This is a genomic window from Arthrobacter sp. M2012083, from assembly GCF_000281065.1.
GTDB lineage: Bacteria > Actinomycetota > Actinomycetes > Actinomycetales > Micrococcaceae > Arthrobacter.
In genome coordinates, this window is the sequence record NZ_AKKK01000047.1 from 137,155 (window position 1) to 157,645 (window position 20,491).

Genomic DNA, 20,491 nt, shown 5'->3' on the forward strand with positions numbered 1-20,491 from the left:
TTTTACTCCTTGCAAATAATAGGAATGGTGAGTTGCCGTATCAGATGCGGCTACTCGGTGAGCGAGACAACGGAGGCCCCATAGTTAGGGATGCCTGGCGTTACTTGCATGCCCTCTTCGAGTGATACGAAGCGGGTGAAGAACCCCTGAAGCCCCCGGCAATTTCCGTTGCAACTTGGAGCAAGAGGGTCCACAACGGCCCCAGAGCCGCTGAACTTGTAACCGGTTACCTGGAATGCCGCGAAACCTATAAGCGTGTATTCCGCATTGCTTCCGTTACCGGTAGCTGAATCGAAGAGGGGTATCAATGCCGGCTCATTCATGATGTTTGCCAGGGCAGTGTTGCAGCCGGTTGCGTTCGGGAAGTGGTTGCCTGTTTGTCCATCCACGGTTGCATCAAGATCGATGTCCGTTGTGCAGCCCGTGTCAGTGAGCAGCCAGCCGAAACCACCAGGTTGATATCCGTTTTGCGCAGCACAGCCGGGCACCGTGGGTGCATTCTCGTCGTACCTGAGGAGGATATGGGTCGGTGTCGGGTCGCCTGTAAAGGTCCCCGTGGAGTTCAAGGATGCAAGTTGCGTTGCTGAGAGGTACTTCTTGAAGACACACTCGCTGACAGTCCAGGGAAGCGTGGTGGCCGTGGAAGGTGCACCCCACGAGGCTTCTGCAGCCGCGCCCACTTCGGCCGTGTCGTACCCCAAAGCCCTGGCAAAAAGGAGCGTGAGATTGTCTTCTCCGTTGGTACGGGCGTTTGTGACGACGCGAACGGTGGTCGCCGCCGGAAACGAGACGGCGGCTCCGCTGGATGCATCGTTTGCATTGTTATTGGCGAAGAAGTCAGCAGTCCCGGAACTGTCGCCGCAGCTGCCGCTGGCGCAATCCGAAGCGACCGCCAAGGCTGCGGCATCGGCACCATTCTGTAACTGTGCTTTCTCCGCATAAACCGCGCCCACATCAACGGCCAACGCGGCGAAGCCTAGGAGAACCACCATCGAACCAGCGACCAAAACCGCAACGGCACCTCGTTCGCCGGACTCATTGGTACCAGCCGCAACCACCATACGGGCTCGGAATTTCGCTAACCACCGCATCTCATCACCCCGACACCTGTCATATTGATTGGGAAGATTCCGGATCCACCGAAGAAGCCAGCATCCAGAAAACCGGTCATTGACTGCAATGAAACGCTGGTCGTGACTTCCACGTTGGAACCGGGTGCACAGTTCGAAGCATTATCTGAAACAGTGACCCCCAGCCCGTCCAAGGCCGGCGCGGCCGCCAAAGCTGCGCCGGAGACGTCCAAGCTGCCGTCCTGGTAGTGCACCGCCGCGTGGCGGGCACCTTCACGCGCCGCTTGCGTGAGGGAAACCTGGACATTGTAGGCGCGCCCGAACTCCATGATTCCGAACAGGATTAGCAGCAAAAGTGGCAGTATGATGGCCAATTCCACGGCCGCTGCGCCACGCTCATTTGTTTTGGATTTCACATCCGTCTCCAAGTCCCAGATCTCAACAGAATGTGCCCTTAAAGCAACGGGTTGGTCGTGGTTGCCAAACGGCAGCCGCGACCAACCACGTCACTGGCTGAGCCTAGAAGACGATGCCGTCGAAGAGGAGATCGACTCGAACACCAAGTGCGAAGGCGGCAACACCGACGACGACTGCGATGGCGGCGACCATGATGCCGTATTCAACCATCGTCGCGCCCCTCTCTTCCTTGGTGAAGCGGTCCTTGACGCCGGCGATGTACGAAGTGATGGTGAACATAAGAGCAGACATTGGAAAATTCCTTCCCAGAATGAATTTAGTGTTTTTAGATTTCTTGGTTATAGGTCCAGCAAATTATCGGAATTTGCTTTCGATTCCCGAACTACCCCCATGTTGCCTTTAGCGGTTCGGAACTCGATGAGATAAGAATTCACCCTGGACGCGCTGCTGAACAATGCGTAGTCGTACTCGAATTCCTGCAACGCATATGACGCGGTCACCCGTAGAAGGGCGGGGGAGTACTCAGTTTGGAAGCCCAAAAGGGGAGGGGCTACTTGGAATAGACAGCAGCCTTACATTTTTGAGGCCATGCAGGGCCCCGGAAATCCAGGAGAACAAGGACTACTGAAGTAGGAGAGTCACACCCAGTGCTGCGATAACCATCGCGGGTCCGTGCGCCGTTTCCACCGTCTTTTCCTTGCGATTCAGGCGCAACATCAGCACCGTGAGCACCCCGCCCACCACAAATCCCAGTAGCCCGCCGTAGAGTACTTGCTTCCAACCCAAGTACCCCAAGTACAGTCCGATGGGTGCTGCGAGCTTCACATCGCCCATTCCGAGGCTTCTCGGCGAAATAAGTCCCAGAATCAGGTAGCAAACGAAGAGTATGAGGCCTCCAGCGAGTGCTCGGAGCAGCTCGGGCCAGGCGGGATCCAGTGCCGCGGACGTGGCAAGGAGAACAAAACCGCCCCCCAGCAGGAACAAAACGAGGGGGTTTGGCAGCAAGTGGAGGGTGAAATCAATTCTCGAAAGCTGCACCCCAACGAGTGCCAATAAAAGGAACGCCGGCAATTCCGGAGTAAAACCAAAGCGCCACCCCAGCAGCGCAAAGAGCAGCGCGGTGATTGCCGCCGTCGTAATCCGGACGGCAGGGGAGGGGAGTCCGCCCAGGCGCGGAAGGCCGCGGGCGATCACTAGCTCGGCAGTAGGGCTGAGCAGCAACCCGAGGAGCGCAATGAGGAGCGGGACGCCGGGGCCATCGGTCATGTTTCTCCCTTAGTAAAAGTGCGCTACCCCTGGGGGCGGTTACCCCATTTTGACCCGGACGCCCTAGTGACGGTATTGTTTAGAGTCGTTGTGCGTGTCCTATCTCGATGACACATGCCTTCCGGGGGATCCAGTTGCAGGATCGCTAACTCCTGAGGCATTTCGAGATCTTGGGATAACTGGTACATAGAGCCCTCACCTCTGCTCCGGTAGCGCATACATAGTAGGTGCACGCCTTATTGCGTGCCGCCTAAAACATGAACGCCAGAACAAGAACGAGGCAAAACCGTGCGTACGTACACCCCGAAGCCCGGCGATATCAACCGCCAGTGGCACGTCATTGACGCCACCGACGTTGTCCTTGGTCGTCTTGCCAGCCAGACCGCAACACTGCTGCGCGGAAAGCACAAGCCGACCTTTGCGTCCCACATGGACATGGGCGACTTCGTCATCATCATCAACGCTGAAAAGGTTGCCCTCACCGGCGCCAAGCTGGAGCAGAAGCGCGCATACCGCCACTCCGGTTACCCGGGCGGCCTGACCTCCGTCAACTACGCCGAGCTGTTGGAATCCAACCCGGTTCGCGCTGTTGAGAAGGCCATCAAGGGCATGCTCCCCAAGAACTCCCTCGCCGCTCAGCAGTTGGGCAAGCTCAAGGTCTACGCAGGCCCGGAGCACCCCCACGCTGCACAGCAGCCGAAGACTTTCGAAATCACCCAGGTCGCCCAGTAGTCCTGGCCACCAAACAACTTTTCATTACAAGGAGAACCGTGGCTCAGAACGAAGAACTGACCGCCGAAGCCGTCGAGGCTGAGGAAACCCTCACCAGCTACACCTCTGAAAGCACATCTGGTGAAGATGCGCCCAAGAAGGAGCGCCCGGCACTGACCGTTGCCGGTGCAGCTGTTGGCCGCCGCAAGGAAGCCGTTGCACGCGTTCGCGTTGTTCCGGGCTCCGGCAAGTGGACCATCAACGGCCGCACGCTGGACAACTACTTCCCTAACAAGCTGCACCAGCAGGACGTCAACGAGCCCTTCAAGATCCTCGATCTCGAAGGCGCCTACGACGTCATCGCCCGTATCCACGGCGGTGGCATCTCCGGCCAGGCCGGTGCGCTGCGCCTCGGTGTTGCTCGCTCGCTGAACGAGATCGACGTCGACAACAACCGCGCCACCCTCAAGAAGGCCGGTTACTTGAGCCGTGACGCCCGCGTCATCGAGCGCAAGAAGGCTGGTCTCAAGAAGGCACGTAAGGCTCAGCAGTACTCCAAGCGTTAATCTGCGCTTACTCGGAAGCCCGTTCCGCCGTTTCGGCGGGGCGGGCTTCCGTCGTTTCAGAACCGACGCAGGGGAGTCAAGAGGGGCGCCGTGTGTGACCCTCCGGCGGCCCCTTGAACAAGTGCTGTCCCGGCGTCGTCTAAACTTGACCCGATGTCTAGATTATTTGGAACAGATGGCGTCCGCGGTCTCGCGAACGGATTGCTCACCGCCGAACTGGCTATGCAGCTCGCGCAGGCAGCCGCCGTCGTACTCGGCCATGACCGCACAAGCGATGGGAGACGGCCGCGCGCCGTCGTCGCCAGGGACCCCCGGGCCAGCGGCGAGTTCCTTGCCGCTGCCGTTGAAGCCGGGCTTTCAAGCTCCGGCATCGACGTGTACGACGCCGGTGTGCTCCCCACGCCCGCAGCGGCTTACTTGGTGGCAGACCTCGACGCCGACTTCGGAGTCATGCTCTCTGCCTCGCACAACCCGGCTCCGGACAACGGCATTAAGTTCTTCGCCCGGGGCGGGCAGAAGCTACCGGACGATGTTGAGGACGCCATCGAGGCGCAGCTGGGCAAAGAGCCCCAGCGGCCGGTAGGCGCCGACGTCGGGCGCATCCAGCGGTTCTCAGACGCCGAGGACAGGTACATCGTGCACCTGCTGGGCACCCTTCCCAAACGTTTGGAGGGCCTGAAGGTGGTCCTGGACTGCGCCCACGGCGCAGCGAGCGGCTGTTCACCGCAGGTGTTCAAGGACGCCGGGGCCGACGTCGTGGTGATCGGGGCAGAGCCGGACGGCCTGAACATCAACGACGGCGTGGGTTCCACGCATCTGGGTCCGCTGAAGGAAGCGGTGGTCAAGCACGGCGCGGACCTTGGCGTAGCGCACGACGGCGATGCTGACCGCTGCCTGGCCGTCGACCATGAAGGCAACGAAGTGGACGGCGACCAGATCATGGCGATCCTGGCGCTGGCACTGAAGGAAGCCGGAAAGCTCAAAGACAACATCCTTGTTGCCACGGTCATGAGCAACCTTGGCCTGAAGATCGCCCTGCGCGATGCCGGCATCACCATCCGGGAGACCGGTGTTGGCGACCGTTATGTCCTGGAAGAGATGCGCGACGGCGGGTACAACCTTGGTGGCGAACAGTCCGGCCATGTGATCTTCTCGGACTTCGCCACCACGGGTGACGGTGTCCTGACCGGACTCCAGCTTGCCGCGCAGGTTGCGCTCACGGGTCGCAGCCTCAAGGACCTTTCGAGCGCCATGACCAAGCTTCCGCAGATCATGATCAACGTCAAGGACGTGGATAAGGCTCGTGCCGCCACGGATGAGGGCGTGGCCCAGGCCGTTGCGGCAGCGGAGCTTGAACTGGGTGAGACCGGCCGTGTGCTGCTCCGCCCCTCAGGTACAGAAGCGTTGGTCCGTGTCATGGTGGAAGCCGCCGACATGGAAACAGCAGAGCGGATCTGCAAGGGTCTTGCTGCCGTGGTCAAGGACCGGCTGGGTGCGCCCAGCGAATTGGCAGTCTAGGAAAGCACACTTTTTGGCCCGCTATCTTGCTCCAGCTGAAGCAGGGGAGCGGGCCTCGGTGTTTAAGAAACTAGAGGTAGTCCGGCGCTGCTTCGAGCCCGAAGTACTCTTCCACGGTGGCAATGCCGCGCGTGGCCATATCCGTGGCTGCCTCCACGCCGATGTAGCGCAGGTGCCAGGACTCGTAAAAGTACCCGGTGGTGTCGTGGAACATCCACGGATACCGGACCACAAAGCCGAACTTGTGGGCGTTGGCTTTCGCCCACACAGCGGCGGGTTGTTCGGCAAAGCAAGGTTGGAAGCTGCAGGCTCCCGCGCCGTCGCCAATGTCGAAGGACCAGCCGGTCTGGTGCTCTGAGTGCCCTGGCCGGGCGGACGCGCGGTCCGCTGTAGCCTGACCGGTACTGGCTACGTACCCGTTGTACGTGGTCACTTGGGTGGAATAAGAACGGTAACCAGAGGCCAGTGTCATGATGACGCCCTCCGCGGCTGCGGCGCCGAACATCTTTTCTGCGGCAGACGCCGTCGTGCTGTTAAGCAAAGCCGCTTCACCGCTGACGGCGAGCCGTACGCCCGGCTGCACCAAATCTGTCGGAACGAAGTCCTGGGGGGCCAATGGCCTGTGCTTGTTGACGACAACCCAAGGACTCGCCGGATCCGTCAGTGAGTGCTGAGGGGCTACGGAATGCGAGGGGGCGGTGCTGGCAGGTATGTCGCTGGAGGGTGCAGGCTCAACGGGTACCGCAACGGGTCCAGGCTCGGTAGGCGTGGCCACGGAAGGCGTTGCGGAGGCCGAAGGGACCTCGCTGGCGGCGTTTGCGGCCACAGGGGAGGGAGCGGTGCTGTCCGGCGTGCAGGCGGCGAGGGCGGCCATTCCTGCACCAGCGGTCAGCAGGCTCGCGAAAACCCTCCGGCTGGGCAGTGGTTGGGGATTGTTCTGCAAGCTAGACCTTCCTCAGCAACATGCGGCGGATGGAGTGGTCTGCGTCTTTGGTAAGGACCAATTGTGCACGTCCCCGGGTAGGAAGTACGTTCTCTTCGAGGTTTGGCTCGTTGATGCGTTTCCAAATGCCGCGCGCGGTGGATTCGGCGTCGTCGTCGGACAGCGTGGCGTAGCGGTGGAAGTAGGACTCGGGCTGGGCGAAGGCTGTGGTCCGCAGCTTCCGGAAGCGGTCTACGTACCACTCCTCGATGTAGGACGTCTTGGCGTCCACATAGATGGAGAAATCGAAGAAGTCGCTGACGGCCAGTCCTTGTTTCCCGTCCATGCGCGGACGGGCGGGGGCCAGGACGTTGAGGCCTTCCACGATCAGGACATCCGGACGCCGCACCACCACTTCCTTGCCTGGCACGATGTCGTAGGTGACGTGGGAATACCAAGGGGCGCGGACCTCCTCAGCACCGCCTTTGACTTCCGAGACGAAGCGAAGAAGGCCGCGGCGGTCATAGGATTCCGGGAATCCCTTTCGCTCCAGTAGATGCCGTCTTTTCAGCTCGGCCAAGGGGTAGAGAAAGCCATCTGTGGTGATGAGTTCAACGTTGGGAGTTCCAGGCCAGCGCCGGAGCATTTCGCGGAGCACACGGGCGATGGTGGACTTGCCGACTGCAACTGAACCGGCAACGCCGATCACGAACGGCGTGCGTTGCGTCTGCTCACCCAGGAAGGTGGTGGTGGCTGCGTGCAACTGGTGGGATGCCTCGACGTACAGGTGCAGGAGGCGTGACAGCGGGAGGTAGACCTCCCGGACTTCCTTCATGTCCAGGGGATCGCCGAGGCCGCGGAGACGGAAAATGTCCTCTTCGTTGAGGGGCTGCTCCATCTGCGCTGCAAGCCGGGACCACGTTTGACGGTCCAGCTCTACAAACGGGGAAGCGCCGTCGCCATTAGCTTCGGTGCGTTGCAAAGTCACGCTCATGATTCTGCCCTCCGCGGGGCAGATCAGGAAATGCAGGGCGACTGGCAGGTGAATTATGAGTGGCAGCTCTCGCACAAAGAGGGGCCAGAGGGGGGATGTCCCACATCAGTTGTTTGCACTAGCCGCTAGGCTTGTACCCATGTGTGGAATCGTAGGCTATGTTGGCAATTCGTCTCGCAAGGCAGCTGGATACAGCGCTCTTGACGTTGTGGTGGAAGGGCTGCGCCGTCTGGAATACCGCGGCTATGACTCCGCCGGCGTCGCAGTAGTCGCTGATGGGACCATCTCGTCCCGTAAAAAGTCCGGCAAGCTGAGCAACTTGATCGCAGAACTGGAAGCAAGTCCCGTTCCTGAGTCCCTGACCGGTATTGGCCATACCCGTTGGGCTACGCACGGTGGACCCACCGACCGTAACGCACACCCACACCTTTCCGACGGCGGCAAGCTGGCGGTCATTCACAACGGCATCATTGAGAACTTCGCTGAGCTTAAGCAGGAACTGCTGGGCAAGGGCGTCACCTTCGAGTCGGAAACCGACACTGAAGTTGCGGCCGCCCTTATCGGTGACATCTTCCGCAACCAGCTCAATGGCGACGGCGGCAACCTCACCGAGGCGATGCGCCTGGCTTGCCAGCGACTCGAAGGCGCTTTCACCCTTCTCGCGGTCCACGCGGACCAGCCCGACGTCGTCGTGGCCGCCCGCCGCAACTCCCCGTTGGTGGTGGGCTTGGGCGATGGCGAGAACTTCCTCGGCTCCGACGTTTCCGGATTCATCGACTACACCCGCCGTGCCGTGGAACTGGGACAGGACCAAATTGTCACCATCACCGCGGACACCGTGGAGATCACCGACTTCTTTGGCGCTCCGGCCGAGGGCAAGGAATACCACGTTGACTGGGACCCGGCTTCGGCCGAAAAGGGTGGATTCAGCTCCTTCATGGAGAAGGAAATCCACGACCAGCCTGACGCCGTAGCGCAGACCCTCCTGGGCCGCTCTGACCTCAACGGCAAGCTAACCCTTGACGAAGTCCGCATCGATCCTGAGCTCCTCAAGCAGGTGGACAAGATCATCGTGCTGGCTTGCGGTACCGCAGCCTACGCAGGCCTCGTGGCCAAGTACGCAATCGAAAACTGGTGCCGGATTCCCACCGAGGTGGAGCTCGCACACGAGTTCCGCTACCGCGACCCCATCGTTGACTCCAACACGCTGGTGGTTTCCATCAGCCAGTCGGGCGAGACCATGGACACGCTGATGGCTGTCCGCTACGCCCGCGAGCAGGGCGCCAAGACAATCTCCATTTGCAACACCAACGGTTCAACCATCCCGCGTGAATCCGACGCCGTGCTCTACACGCACGCAGGCCCGGAAATCGCCGTCGCGTCCACCAAGGCATTCCTGGCGCAGATCACAGCGGCGTATCTGCTCGGCCTGTACCTGGCCCAGCTGCGGGGCAACATCTTCTCCGGACAGATCAAGGACGTCCTCGCGGACCTCAACAAGATCCCGGCCAAGATCCAGAAAATCCTGGACAACGCAGGGCCCCTGCGCGAGCTGGCCCGCAGCATGAAGGACGAGAAGTCCGTCCTGTTCCTGGGCCGCCACGTTGGCTACCCCGTAGCCCTCGAAGGTGCCTTGAAGCTCAAGGAAATCGCCTACATCCATGCTGAAGGCTTCGCCGCAGGCGAGCTCAAGCATGGTCCGATCGCCCTGATCGACGACGGCCAGCCGGTTTTCGTTGTTGTCCCGTCCCCGCGTGGCCGCGATTCCCTGCATTCCAAGGTAGTCAGCAACATCCAGGAAGTCCGCGCACGTGGTGCCCGAACCCTGGTGATCGCTGAAGAGGGCGACGAATCGGTCAAGGATTACGCTGAGCACGTGTTCTACGTACCGGAGACTCCCACTCTGCTGATGCCGCTGCTCACCACTGTTCCGCTGCAGATCTTTGCTGCTGAGCTCGCTGGTGCCAAGGGTTACGACGTCGATCAGCCGCGTAACCTGGCCAAGAGCGTGACCGTAGAATAACGCCATGATCGTTGGCATTGGCGTAGACGTCGTAGACATCGAGCGGTTCGGTCGGCAGTTGGAACGGACACCGGGACTCCGGGACCGATTGTTTGTTCCTGCCGAGCGGGAACTCAACACCCGGTCGCTGGCCGCGCGTTTTGCTGCCAAGGAAGCCGTGGCCAAGGTGCTGGGCGCTCCGGCGGGCATGAACTGGCAGGACTGCTGGATCGGCTTGGACGAGAACGGACCCACCGTTCAAGTCAAGGGGACAGTGCTTGCCGTGGCTGAGGCCAAGGGCGTCAAGCGCTGGCACTTGTCCATGAGCCACGACGGCGGCATAGCCACGGCGACTGTCCTCGCCGAGGGCTAAGCGAACTTCATAAAGCAATGATCAGCGCCTTCACCGGACTACAGATCAGGGATGCGGAACAGCCGCTCCTGGTTTCCGGTGAGGGCGCTGTTCTGATGCAACGGGCAGCTTATGGCCTGGCCCAGGCCGTGGTTCGCGAGGTCAAAAGCAGGCGCAAGCTTGCAGGCGCCAGTGTCACGGTGCTGGCCGGCAAGGGCAACAATGGCGGCGACGGCCTTTTCGCTGCGGCTATGTTGGCCCGTCGCGGAATGCGCACGACGGCGGTACTCGCCGCAGCTGAGGTGCATCAGGATGCGCTGGCTGCTTTTGTCGCAGCTGGCGGGCGTGTTGTCCAGCTGGAGGCCTCGAACGCCGAAGAGCTTGCAGTCCTGTGCGCGGGTGATGACTGCATCATTGACGCGCTGCTCGGGACCGGGGCACGCGGGGGATTGAGGGAAGCTCCGGCCGAATTGGTGGCGTCCCTCCAAGAGCTTCGTCCCCGTTTGGTGGTGGCATGCGACCTCCCCAGTGGACTGGACGCCAACAGCGGGGAAGTGCATTGGCCTGTCCTGGACGCGGATATCACCGTGACATTTGGTGGTATCAAAGCCGGGCTCATGGCGGATCCGGGGGAGGGCTGTGCAGGCCGCATAGAGCTAGTGCCGATCGGGATCGGGAAATCCTTGGAACACGCCAACCCTGAGCTTCGCCGTCTCACTGACTTGGACCTTGGCGCTTTGCTGCCCAAGCCCGGCCGACGTGCGCACAAATACTCGCGGGGCGTCCTGGGAGTAGTGGCAGGTTCGGTGCGTTTCGCGGGAGCTGCCACTCTGAGCGTTCACGCCGCGGCTCTCGCCGGAGTGGGCATGGTGCGCTACCTTGGGCCGCAATCTGCGGCCCAACTGGTTCTCGCCCGAACTCCGGAAGCCTTGTGGGAGACGGATCATCCCGGCCGTGTCCAAGTCTGGTTGCTGGGGTCCGGGGTTGATGGCGAGGAACAACTGCAGCGTGCGAAGGAAGCCGGCACTTCGGCCCTCGCTGACGATTTGCCGGTGGTCGTCGACGCCGGAGCCTTGAGTCTCTTGCCGGAACGCTGCCCCGCTCAGTGGATACTGACACCCCATGCCGGCGAGCTGGCTACCTTGCTGAACTCGCTTCCTGCCACGGGGGAAGTGAAGGTGACCCGGGGCGACGTCGAATCCCGGCCTCTCCACTTCGTGCGGCAGGCCGCCGAGCGGACCGGTGCAACCGTGCTCCTGAAGGGTGCCACCACACTGGTGTCGTCGCCGTCGGGCGTGGTGTTCAGCCAATCCGAAGGCACCGCCTGGATGGCCACCGCAGGGAGCGGCGATGTCCTGGCCGGCGTTCTGGGCGCCCTGCTGGCGCAGGCTGCAGAGTCCATCCGGAACGACGACGGCGCATATGCGGCCTTGGGTCTGGACCCTGCCGACCGCTGGGCTGCCCTGGCCGCGGTTGCTGCGAGCGTCCACGGCAGGGCTGGTGCTCTGGCATCGGCAGATTTCGACGGGGGACCCCTTACAGCCTCGGCGATCGCGGCAGCTGTACCCCGCGTTATTGGTTCGCTCAGCGCGGAATACGACCCAACAAGACCGTAAGGTTGCTGTCGGTGTCTGGGGGCTTGAGTAGGCTTGCAACAGTTGTTCGCATCATCAAGAGGAGAACGCATGGAAGTCTGGCCTGGATCGGCTTATCCGTTGGGTGCCACCTTTGACGGCACCGGCACCAACTTCGCGCTGTTTAGCGAGAAGGCCGAAAAAGTGGAATTGTGTCTCTTCGACGACGACGGCGGGGAAGTCCGCGTAGACGTTACCGAAGTGGATGGTTACGTATGGCACTGTTATCTGCCGCAGGTTCAACCTGGCCAGAAGTACGGCTATAGGGTTCACGGCCCTTACGACCCCGACGCCGGCCAACGCTTCAACCCCAACAAACTGCTGCTGGATCCTTACGCAAAGGCCATCCACCGGCAGATCGACTGGGACCCGTCCCTGTTCTCGTACAACATGGGAGACCCGGACTCCCGCAACGACGAGGACTCGGCGCCGCACATGATGCTGGGCGTGGTCATCAACCCGTTCTTCGACTGGGACGGCGATAAGCTCCTGCGGATTCCGTACCACAAGTCCGTGATCTATGAGGCACATGTCAAGGGCCTTACCCAGCTGCACCCGGAGGTGCCCGAGGAGCAGCGCGGCACGTATGCCGGCGTCGCCCATCCAGCGGTTATTTCCCATCTGCAGAAGCTGGGGATCACGGCCATCGAACTCATGCCGGTGCACCAGTTCGTCAATGACGGCATCTTGCAGGACAAGGGCCTGAACAACTACTGGGGCTACAACACCATCGGTTTCTTTGCACCCCACAACAGCTACAGCTCCAAGGGTGATACCGGACAGCAGGTCCAGGACTTCAAGGCCATGGTGCGGGCGTTGCACACAGCTGGCATCGAGGTCATCCTCGACGTCGTGTACAACCACACAGCCGAGGGAAACCACCTTGGACCCACGCTGTCCTTCAAGGGCATCGATAACTCCGCGTACTACCGCCTGGTGGAAGACGACCAGAAGTACTACATGGACTACACCGGCACGGGCAACTCGCTCAATGTCCGCAGCCCCCACTCCCTCCAGCTGCTCATGGACTCCCTGCGGTACTGGGTGACCGAGATGCACGTTGACGGATTCCGCTTCGACCTCGCATCCACACTGGCCCGTGAGTTCTACGATGTGGACAAGCTGTCCACCTTCTTCGAACTCATCCAACAGGACCCGGTGGTCTCCCAGGTGAAGCTGATTGCCGAGCCTTGGGACGTTGGGCCCGGCGGCTACCAAGTGGGCAACTTCCCTCCCCAGTGGACAGAGTGGAACGGCCAATACCGCGACACGGTCCGCGACTTCTGGCGCGGCGAGCCTTCCACCTTGGGCGAGTTCGCATCCCGGTTGACAGGCTCGGCGGACCTCTACGAGCACTCCGGGCGTCGCCCCGTGGCCTCGATCAACTTCGTCACCGCCCATGATGGCTTCACACTGGCCGACCTTGTGTCCTACAACGAGAAGCACAACGAGGCCAACGGTGAGGGCAACAACGACGGCGAATCCCACAACCGTTCCTGGAATTGCGGTGTGGAAGGGCCCACGGATGATCCCACGGTCCTTGGCTTAAGGGCACGCCAGCAGCGCAACTTCATTGCCTCGCTGTTCCTGTCCCAGGGTGTTCCCATGCTTCTGCACGGCGACGAACTCGGCAGGACGCAGAACGGCAACAACAACGGCTACTGCCAGGATTCCGAGCTCACCTGGATCAACTGGGACAACGTGGACCAGCCCCTGATTGAGTTCACAGCAGCGGTCAGCGCACTCCGGGCCAAACACCCCAGCCTACGCCGCAGCCGATTCTTCGATGGCCGTCCGGTGTTGCGTGGTGAGGGCGAACGTCTCCCGGACATCGTATGGCTGGACGCTGACGCGAGCACCATGACGCCGTCCGATTGGGACGAAGCCCTGGGACGCTCTGTGGGCGTGTTCCTTAATGGCGACGGTATCCATGGCCGGGATACGCAGGGCCGACGGATCACTGACGTCAACTTCCTGCTGTACTTCAACGCCGACCAGGACGAAGTAGGATTCCGGATTCCTTCGGATGAGTACGCGCCCGCTTGGGATGTCATGATCGATACCGCTGGAGAAGGGGCTGAAGCGGGGGTCATCAAGCCCGACCAGATCCTGATGGTTGGCGGTAAGTCACTGGTGGTGCTCCGCGCGCACAGCACGCCGGAAATTGAACCGGATCACTCAGTTGCTGCTTCCCTTGCCGCGCTGACCCAGACGAGCACTCCGGAGACGGCGTCCATCACCGCCCCCGCGGTGACGTCGTTGCCGTTCGATTACAAGGGCGTTGCGCCCGAGGGCAATGACGAAGATGAAGCGAAGGAGTCGGACGCATGAGAACGCCCGTCTCCACATATCGGCTCCAGATTCGTTCGAGCTTCACACTGCAGGATGCGGCTGAGCTCACGGGATACCTGCACTCCTTGGGAGTTGACTGGGTTTACGTGTCACCGATCCTGACTGCAGAAAAGGGCTCGGATCACGGCTATGACGTGACCGATCCCTCTACTGTGGATCCCTCGAGGGGAGGTTCCGAAGGGCTTGCCGCACTGTCGAAGGCAGCGAAGGACAAGGGGCTAGGCATCCTGGCCGACATTGTGCCCAACCACATGGGCGTTGCTTCGCCCAAGCAAAACGCATGGTGGTGGCAGCTCCTGAAGGAAGGCCGCGGCTCAAAGTATGCCGAGGCCTTCGACGTCGACTGGGAGTTCGGCGGGGGGAAAATCCGCATCCCTGTCCTGGGAAGTGACGATGACCTTGATGAGCTGAAGCTCGTGGACGACGAACTGCGCTACTACGACCACAGTTTCCCGCTGGCCGAGGGGACGTACACCTCCGGGGACAACCCGCGCGAGGTCCATGCACGGCAGCACTATGAGTTGGTTGGCTGGCGCCGGGCGGACGCCGACCTGAACTACCGGCGGTTCTTCGCAGTGAACACCCTTGCCGGCGTACGCGTCGAGATTCCCTGGGTCTTTGACGAATCCCATGAAGAGATCGTTCGCTGGTTCCGCGAAGGACTGGTGGACGGCCTGAGGATCGACCACCCCGATGGGCTCGCCGACCCCGAGGGCTACCTCGCGAGGCTGCGCGAGGCGACCGGCGGCGCTTACCTGTTGGTGGAGAAGATCCTGGAACCGGGGGAGAGGCTGCCCGAGACTTTCGACTGCGAAGGGACTACGGGATACGACGCATTGGCCGATGTTGACCGCCTTTTTGTGGACCCGGCTGCGGAGGAGTACCTGAACTCCCTCGATGCCCGTCTAAGGAATGCGGACGCTCCGGCGGATTACCACGCCATGATTCATGCGACCAAGCGCCGTATCGCCGATGGCATCCTGCGCTCGGAAATCCTGCGGCTTGCCCGCCTCGTGCCTGAATCCTTGGAGCTGCCGTTCGCCAAGGTGGCCGACGCACTGGCCGAAGTAATTTGCTGCTTCCCGATCTACAGGACATATCTGCCCTACGGCGGAAAGACGCTCATGGAGTCCGTGGAGAACGCCGCCAAGGAGCGCCCTGACCTGGCAACCGTCCTCAGCCAGCTTCAGCCGCTCTTGCTGGATGAGACCAGTTTGCTGGCCCGGCGTTTCCAGCAGACGTCCGGCATGGTGATGGCCAAGGGCGTGGAGGACACAGCGTTCTTCCGCTATACCCGGCTCGGATCACTGACGGAAGTCGGAGCGGACCCCACGGAATTCTCGATCCCCAGTGGAGTCTTCCACGAGCGCATGGCCCGCAGGCAGCAGCTCTTGCCGCTCTCCATGACAACGCTGAGCACTCACGACACCAAGCGAAGCGAGGACGCAAGGGCCAGGATCTCGGTCATCTCCGAGGCAGTTCCCGAATGGGAGCTTTTCCTCGGAACCGTCCAGGAACTCGCCCCGATCCCCGATGGACCCCTCTCAGCATTGGTCTGGCAATCGATCGTCGGCGCATGGCCCGCAGATCGCCAACGGCTGCAGTCTTATGCCTTGAAAGCAGCCCGGGAAGCCGGTAATTCCACCAACTGGACCGACCCCAACCAGGAGTTCGAGCGCAAGTTGGCTGCCGCCGTCGACGCCGTATTCGACGTCCCGGAGGTAACCGCCGCCCTGACGAACTTCGTGGACGAGCTCGAACCTTATGGAACGTCCAACTCGCTGTCCGCCAAACTGATCCAGCTGACCATGCCTGGCGTGCCCGACGTCTACCAAGGGACCGAATTCAGGGACGGCTCGCTGACTGACCCCGACAACCGGCGGCCAGTGGACTTCCAAGCTCGCATCGCTGCCTTGGCGGAGCTGGATGACGGTGCCAAGCCTGCGTTCACGGATGAGGCCGCCAAGCTTCTGGTGGTCTCCCGTGCGCTAAGGTTGCGCCGTGACAGGCCCGACTTGTTCGCCGGCTACCTCCCGGTAGCGGCCCAAGGCGCTGCCGCCGCACACGTGGTGGCCTTCGATCGTGGGTCCGACCGTCGGGGAGCTCTCACCGTTGCCACGCGTTTGCCTAAGCGTCTGGCCAGGGAAGGCGGCTGGCGGGATACGTCCATCGAACTGACAGTGGACTGCCGGGATGAACTCACTGGGGCCACATACGGGGCCGGTGCTGTGCCTGTGGCCACTTTGCTGGAGCAATACCCGGTGGCCCTACTGGTACCCACGGACTGATTGTTGGACGGTCCTGATGATCTGACCGTCACCATCGTCACTGCAAGCACGCTTAAACACGTACAGGGGAACTTGATGCTGGAAAACGCTGCTGGAAAAAACCGTTACGACGTCTGGGCGCCGAACGCCGATTCTGTTCGGCTGCTGGTCGGAGACCGGGAGTACGGCATGGAACACCATCACGACGGCGGCGCCCGCGGGTGGTGGCGCGCGCCGGCTGATGTGGCGGCGCAGCAAGCCGACGGAATGCGGTACGGCTACATCATTGACGGGGAAGGACCGTTTCCCGATCCCCGCTCGAGGAGGCAGCCAGACGGGGTCCACGGTTTATCTGCGACCTTCGATCCCTCCATGTATGCGTGGAAGGACAACGGATGGAAGGGGCGGAAGCTCAAAGGATCCGTGATCTACGAGATGCATCTGGGTACCTTCACACCCGAAGGAACGTTGGATGCCGCCGCCGGGAAGCTTGACTACTTGGTGGAGCTTGGTGTTGACTTCATCGAGCTGCTGCCGGTCAACGGCTTCAATGGTGTCCATAACTGGGGCTACGACGGTGTCCTTTGGTACGCCGTTCACGAACCGTACGGCGGACCGGAGGCCTACCAGCGCTTCGTGGATGCTGCGCACGCTGCCGGATTGGGTGTCATCCAGGACGTTGTTTACAACCACCTCGGGCCGAGCGGCAACTATCTGCCCAAGTACGGCCCCTACCTGAAATCCGGGGAGGGCAACACCTGGGGCGATTCGGTCAACCTGGACGGGCCCGGCTCGGACGACGTTCGCCGCTACATCCTGGAAAATGCGGCGATGTGGCTCCGGGACTACCATGTGGACGGACTTCGCCTCGATGCCGTGCATGCCTTGCGGGACGAGCGCGCCGTTCACATCCTTGAGGAGTTTGGCGCGCTGGGAGATGAGATTGAGGCGGAAACGGGAATTCCCCGGACCATGATCGCCGAATCTGATCTGAACAACCCTCGGCTCATCTATCCGCGCAAGGACAACGGCTACGGGTTGGAAGGCCAGTGGAGCGACGACTTCCATCACGCAGTGCACGTCAACCTCAGCGGGGAGACTACCGGCTACTACGCGGACTTTGACTCCTTGGCAGTCTTGGCGAAGGTCTTGCAACATGGCTTCCTTCACGATGGCAGCTACTCCAGCTTCCGGGAACGGCATCACGGTCGGCCCATCAGGCACGACTTGGCGCATCCCTCCGCGCTGGTGGTCTGCTTGCAGAACCACGACCAAATCGGCAACCGGGCAATTGGCGATCGGCTCACAGCCTCGCTGTCGTACGGAAAGCTGGCCATAGGCGCTGTGCTGACCATGACGTCCCCCTTCACGCCCATGTTGTTCATGGGCGAGGAATTTGGAGCCTCTACGCCGTGGCAGTTCTTCACCTCCCACCCGGAACCTGAGCTTGGGAAGGCTACGGCGGAGGGGCGGATCAAGGAGTTCGAACGCATGGGTTGGGACCCGGCCGTTGTCCCCGATCCACAGGACCCGGAAACGTTCCAGCGTTCCAAGCTCAAGTGGGACGAAGCAGGAGAAGGCGACCACGCCCGCTTGCTGCAGCTGTACAAGGATTTAGCACAGCTGCGCCGGAACACTCCGGAGCTGGCGGACGCTGGATTCGGTGAGACCTCCGTTGAGTTCGACGACGACGAACACTGGCTGCAGTTCTCCCGCGGCTCAGTCCGGGTGGTTTGCAACTTCGGGGACGAAGCACTTGGGACGCCGCTGACCGGTTCCGTGTTGTTGGCCACCGACAGCGAAGCAGCTCTGGAAGAAGGGACACTGATGCTTCCCGGCGCTAGCGCCGCCGTCGTGCGCGTCCAGTAAGCCCTCCGGACCGAGGGTGACGGCGCCCACATAGCGGACAGCGCCGTCACCCCGGTTTATGCAGTGGCAGGATGGTACGTATGACTTATTCGGCCGCGGAAAACCGCTACGAAACCATGCCCTACCGCCGCGTCGGACGCAGTGGACTCAAGCTCCCCGCCATCTCGCTGGGCCTCTGGCACAACTTCGGCGACGACAAACGCTTCGACGAACAGCGCGCCATCCTGCGCCGTGCCTTCGACCTCGGCGTGAACCATTTCGACCTCGCCAACAATTACGGACCGCCGGACGGATCTGCCGAGACCAACTTCGGGCGTCACTTGAAGGACGACTTCAAGCCGTACCGCGACGAACTTGTCATCTCCACCAAAGCCGGCTACTACATGTGGCCCGGGCCGTACGGGGAATGGGGATCCCGGAAATACCTGATCTCCAGTCTCGACCAGTCGCTGGAACGCATGGGCCTGGACTATGTGGACATTTTCTACAGCCACCGTCCCGACCCCGAAACGCCGCTGGAAGAGACCATGGGTGCGTTGGACTACGCGGTCCGGTCTGGGAAGGCACTCTACGCGGGCATCTCCTCCTATACGCCGGAGCAGACCCTCGAAGCTGCCCGGATCCTGAAGGAGCTCGGAACCCCGCTGCTCATCCACCAGCCCAGCTACTCCATGTTGAACAGGTGGACGGAAGACGGGTCCCCCAACCTGTATGAAGCGCTGGACCAGGTGGGCGCCGGTTCAATTGCCTTCTCACCGCTCGCCCAAGGCATGCTCACCAACAGGTACCTCAACGGCGTGCCGGCGGACTCCCGTGCAGCCAAGGAACGCTTCCTGTCCGAGTCCGCGCTGACCGAAGACAAGCTGAACCGCGTGCGAGGCCTGAACGCCATTGCCGAGGGGCGCGGGCAGACCCTCGCGCAGATGGCCATTGCGTGGATCCTTCGCGATCAGCCCAAGGGTTCGCCGGTGACATCAGCACTTATTGGTGCTTCCAGCGTGGCCCAGCTTGAGGACACTCTCAGCGCAATCAACAACCTGAAATTCACTACAGACGAGCTGACGGCGATTGACGAGTTCGCCGTCGAGTCGGACATCAATCTGTGGGCGCAGAAGTGACGTTCAAGAACTGACATAAACAGCGGAAGTCGGGAGGGAACAAAACCGGCTTCCGCTGTGTTGGTTACAATGCAAGTGTGCGCCGAATGGCGCCGTGCCAATCAGCCGTGCCCTGGACTCAGTCAGGGATGCGCCTGGCACCTGAGGTTATTTCTCAAAAGGAGTTCCGTGTCTTCACATCCGATTCGTGTTGCCATTGTCGGCGTAGGTAACTGCGCCGCATCGCTGGTCCAAGGTGTTCAGTACTATCGCGACGCTGACCCCAAGGCCACGATCCCGGGTCTGATGCACGTCGAGTTTGGCCAGTACCACGTCAACGACGTCCAGTTCGTTGCTGCTTTCGACGTTGATAGCAAAAAGGTTGGGCTGGACCTCGCAGACGCCATCGGTGCCAGCGAAAACAACACCATCAAGATCGCCGACGTTCCCGCCACTGGTGTGACCGTGCAGCGCGGCCACACCCTTGACGGTCTCGGCAAGTACTACCGCGAGACCATCGTCGAGGCCTCGGAAGAGGCCGTTGACATTGTTGCCGCGCTCCGCGAGGCCAAGGCCGACGTCATGGTCTGCTACCTGCCTGTCGGTTCGGACCAGGCAGCCAAGTTCTACGCCCAGTGCGCCATCGACGCCGGCGTTGCTTTCGTCAATGCCCTGCCTGTCTTCATCGCAGGCACCAAGGAGTGGGCTGACAAGTTCACTGAAGCTGGTGTTCCGATCGTTGGCGACGACATCAAGAGCCAGATCGGTGCCACTATCACGCACCGCGTCATGGCCAAGCTGTTCGAAGACCGCGGTGTCACTTTGGACCGCACGTACCAGCTGAACGTCGGCGGCAACATGGACTTCAAGAACATGCTGGAACGCGACCGCCTCGAGTCCAAGAAGATCTCCAAGACCCAGGCTGTTACCTCCAACGTCGAGGCTGAGCTCCACGCCGACGATGTCCACATTGGACCGTCCGACTACGTTGCATGGCTCGACGACCGCAAGTGGGCCTTCGTCCGCCTTGAGGGCCGCAACTTCGGTGACGCTCCCGTTTCCCTTGAATACAAGCTCGAAGTCTGGGACTCACCGAACTCTGCCGGCGTGATCATCGACGCCATCCGCGCTGCGAAGATCGGCTTGGACCGCGGCATCGGCGGCCCGCTGCTTTCCGCTTCCAGCTACTTCATGAAGTCGCCCCCGGAGCAGTTCAACGACGACCTCGCCCGCGACAAGGTTGAAGCCTTCATCCGCGGCGACATCGAACGCTAAACACCCCCGTTACACCAAACGCCCCCGTATTCCGATACGGGGGCGTTTGTCGTTCCCGGACGCTCTATCACTTTCCTCGGGTTTGGGCCGGACGCTCTATCACTTTCCTCGGGTTTGGGCCGGACGCTCTATCACTTTCCTAAAAGGAGTGAGAGAGGGTCGGGTTGAAGGGGTTGGGT

At 61.4% G+C, this 20,491-nt stretch carries 17 protein-coding genes; 11 read left to right on the forward strand and 6 right to left on the reverse strand.

The window, feature by feature from the left end; all coding sequences use genetic code 11:
* Positions 1 to 50: 50 nt before the first annotated feature.
* From A477_RS0117970 to A477_RS0117990, 4 genes are all read right to left on the reverse strand, one after another.
* Positions 51 to 1,061, reverse strand: a complete 1,011-nt coding sequence (locus A477_RS0117970) for a pilus assembly protein TadG-related protein (protein WP_017200286.1) — start codon at positions 1,059 to 1,061, stop codon at positions 51 to 53.
* Between the two features lie 17 nt (positions 1,062 to 1,078).
* Entirely contained in the window at positions 1,079 to 1,486 is a 408-nt protein-coding gene (locus tag A477_RS0117975) for a TadE/TadG family type IV pilus assembly protein (RefSeq protein WP_017200287.1), read from the reverse strand.
* A 103-nt stretch (positions 1,487 to 1,589) separates the two neighbouring features.
* Positions 1,590 to 1,778 carry a Flp family type IVb pilin gene (locus A477_RS0117980; RefSeq protein ID WP_044569151.1) on the reverse strand — a complete coding sequence of 63 codons (189 nt, stop codon included), beginning with the start codon at positions 1,776 to 1,778 and terminating at the stop codon, positions 1,590 to 1,592.
* 330 nt (positions 1,779 to 2,108) lie between these two features.
* Entirely contained in the window at positions 2,109 to 2,753 is a 645-nt protein-coding gene (locus tag A477_RS0117990; RefSeq protein WP_017200289.1) for a prepilin peptidase, read from the reverse strand.
* Positions 2,754 to 3,041: 288 nt separating this feature from the next.
* Here A477_RS0117990 and rplM point away from each other — a divergent pair, with 288 nt between their 5' ends.
* From rplM to glmM, 3 genes are all read left to right on the forward strand, one after another.
* Positions 3,042 to 3,485: a 50S ribosomal protein L13 gene (gene rplM, locus A477_RS0117995; protein WP_011775554.1), complete on the forward strand. Its 444-nt coding sequence runs from the start codon at positions 3,042 to 3,044 to the stop codon at positions 3,483 to 3,485.
* A gap of 38 nt (positions 3,486 to 3,523) precedes the next feature.
* Positions 3,524 to 4,030 carry a 30S ribosomal protein S9 gene (rpsI, locus tag A477_RS0118000; protein ID WP_017200290.1) on the forward strand — a complete coding sequence of 169 codons (507 nt, stop codon included), beginning with the start codon at positions 3,524 to 3,526 and terminating at the stop codon, positions 4,028 to 4,030.
* A 153-nt stretch (positions 4,031 to 4,183) separates the two neighbouring features.
* Positions 4,184 to 5,548 (forward strand): phosphoglucosamine mutase, encoded by a 1,365-nt coding sequence (glmM, locus tag A477_RS0118005; protein ID WP_017200291.1) that lies wholly within the window; start codon positions 4,184 to 4,186, stop codon positions 5,546 to 5,548.
* A 70-nt stretch (positions 5,549 to 5,618) separates the two neighbouring features.
* Here the strand turns inward: glmM and A477_RS0118010 are convergent, their stop codons facing one another.
* Complete coding sequence (locus A477_RS0118010; protein WP_017200292.1) at positions 5,619 to 6,491, reverse strand: D-alanyl-D-alanine carboxypeptidase family protein; 873 nt, start codon at positions 6,489 to 6,491, stop codon at positions 5,619 to 5,621.
* A gap of 1 nt (position 6,492) precedes the next feature.
* Positions 6,493 to 7,464, reverse strand: coding sequence for a type I pantothenate kinase (gene coaA, locus A477_RS0118015; protein ID WP_011775550.1), 972 nt, complete (start codon positions 7,462 to 7,464; stop codon positions 6,493 to 6,495).
* A gap of 139 nt (positions 7,465 to 7,603) precedes the next feature.
* Here coaA and glmS point away from each other — a divergent pair, with 139 nt between their 5' ends.
* The 8 genes from glmS (at position 7,604) to A477_RS0118055 (ending at position 20,312) form a co-directional block, all read left to right on the forward strand.
* Positions 7,604 to 9,487 (forward strand): glutamine--fructose-6-phosphate transaminase (isomerizing), encoded by a 1,884-nt coding sequence (glmS, locus tag A477_RS0118020; protein WP_017200293.1) that lies wholly within the window; start codon positions 7,604 to 7,606, stop codon positions 9,485 to 9,487.
* Positions 9,488 to 9,491: 4 nt separating this feature from the next.
* Complete coding sequence (locus tag A477_RS0118025) at positions 9,492 to 9,839, forward strand: holo-ACP synthase (RefSeq protein ID WP_011775548.1); 348 nt, start codon at positions 9,492 to 9,494, stop codon at positions 9,837 to 9,839.
* Positions 9,840 to 9,856: 17 nt separating this feature from the next.
* The gene (locus A477_RS0118030; RefSeq protein WP_017200294.1) at positions 9,857 to 11,434 is read left to right on the forward strand and encodes an NAD(P)H-hydrate epimerase; all 1,578 of its coding nucleotides are present in this window, start codon (positions 9,857 to 9,859) and stop codon (positions 11,432 to 11,434) included.
* Positions 11,435 to 11,503: 69 nt separating this feature from the next.
* Complete coding sequence (gene glgX, locus A477_RS0118035) at positions 11,504 to 13,783, forward strand: glycogen debranching protein GlgX (RefSeq protein WP_017200295.1); 2,280 nt, start codon at positions 11,504 to 11,506, stop codon at positions 13,781 to 13,783.
* Positions 13,780 to 16,092 carry a malto-oligosyltrehalose synthase gene (gene treY / locus A477_RS0118040; protein WP_017200296.1) on the forward strand — a complete coding sequence of 771 codons (2,313 nt, stop codon included), beginning with the start codon at positions 13,780 to 13,782 and terminating at the stop codon, positions 16,090 to 16,092. The genes glgX and treY overlap by 4 nt, the downstream gene beginning before the upstream one ends.
* 75 nt (positions 16,093 to 16,167) lie before the next feature.
* Positions 16,168 to 17,940, forward strand: coding sequence for a malto-oligosyltrehalose trehalohydrolase (gene treZ, locus A477_RS0118045; protein WP_026005743.1), 1,773 nt, complete (start codon positions 16,168 to 16,170; stop codon positions 17,938 to 17,940).
* Positions 17,941 to 18,020: 80 nt separating this feature from the next.
* A complete protein-coding gene (mgrA, locus tag A477_RS0118050; protein WP_017200298.1) occupies positions 18,021 to 19,058 on the forward strand; it encodes an L-glyceraldehyde 3-phosphate reductase in 1,038 nt (345 codons plus the stop codon).
* A gap of 168 nt (positions 19,059 to 19,226) precedes the next feature.
* A complete protein-coding gene (locus A477_RS0118055) occupies positions 19,227 to 20,312 on the forward strand; it encodes an inositol-3-phosphate synthase (RefSeq protein ID WP_017200299.1) in 1,086 nt (361 codons plus the stop codon).
* The last annotated feature ends 179 nt before the right edge of the window (positions 20,313 to 20,491 follow it).

Excerpts from the sequence above, each read along its gene's own strand:
- A477_RS0117970 (WP_017200286.1), bottom strand. The coding sequence starts at position 1,061 with ATGGTGGTTGCGGCTGGTACCAATGAGTCCGGCGAACGAGGTGCCGTT.
- A477_RS0117980 (WP_044569151.1), bottom strand. The coding sequence starts at position 1,778 with ATGTCTGCTCTTATGTTCACCATCACTTCGTACATCGCCGGCGTCAAG.
- A477_RS0117990 (WP_017200289.1), bottom strand. The coding sequence starts at position 2,753 with ATGACCGATGGCCCCGGCGTCCCGCTCCTCATTGCGCTCCTCGGGTTG.
- glmM (WP_017200291.1), top strand. The coding sequence starts at position 4,184 with ATGTCTAGATTATTTGGAACAGATGGCGTCCGCGGTCTCGCGAACGGA.
- coaA (WP_011775550.1), bottom strand. The coding sequence starts at position 7,464 with ATGAGCGTGACTTTGCAACGCACCGAAGCTAATGGCGACGGCGCTTCC.
- glmS (WP_017200293.1), top strand. The coding sequence starts at position 7,604 with ATGTGTGGAATCGTAGGCTATGTTGGCAATTCGTCTCGCAAGGCAGCT.
- A477_RS0118025 (WP_011775548.1), top strand. The coding sequence starts at position 9,492 with ATGATCGTTGGCATTGGCGTAGACGTCGTAGACATCGAGCGGTTCGGT.
- A477_RS0118030 (WP_017200294.1), top strand. The coding sequence starts at position 9,857 with ATGATCAGCGCCTTCACCGGACTACAGATCAGGGATGCGGAACAGCCG.
- glgX (WP_017200295.1), top strand. The coding sequence starts at position 11,504 with ATGGAAGTCTGGCCTGGATCGGCTTATCCGTTGGGTGCCACCTTTGAC.
- treY (WP_017200296.1), top strand. The coding sequence starts at position 13,780 with ATGAGAACGCCCGTCTCCACATATCGGCTCCAGATTCGTTCGAGCTTC.
- treZ (WP_026005743.1), top strand. The coding sequence starts at position 16,168 with ATGCTGGAAAACGCTGCTGGAAAAAACCGTTACGACGTCTGGGCGCCG.
- mgrA (WP_017200298.1), top strand. The coding sequence starts at position 18,021 with ATGACTTATTCGGCCGCGGAAAACCGCTACGAAACCATGCCCTACCGC.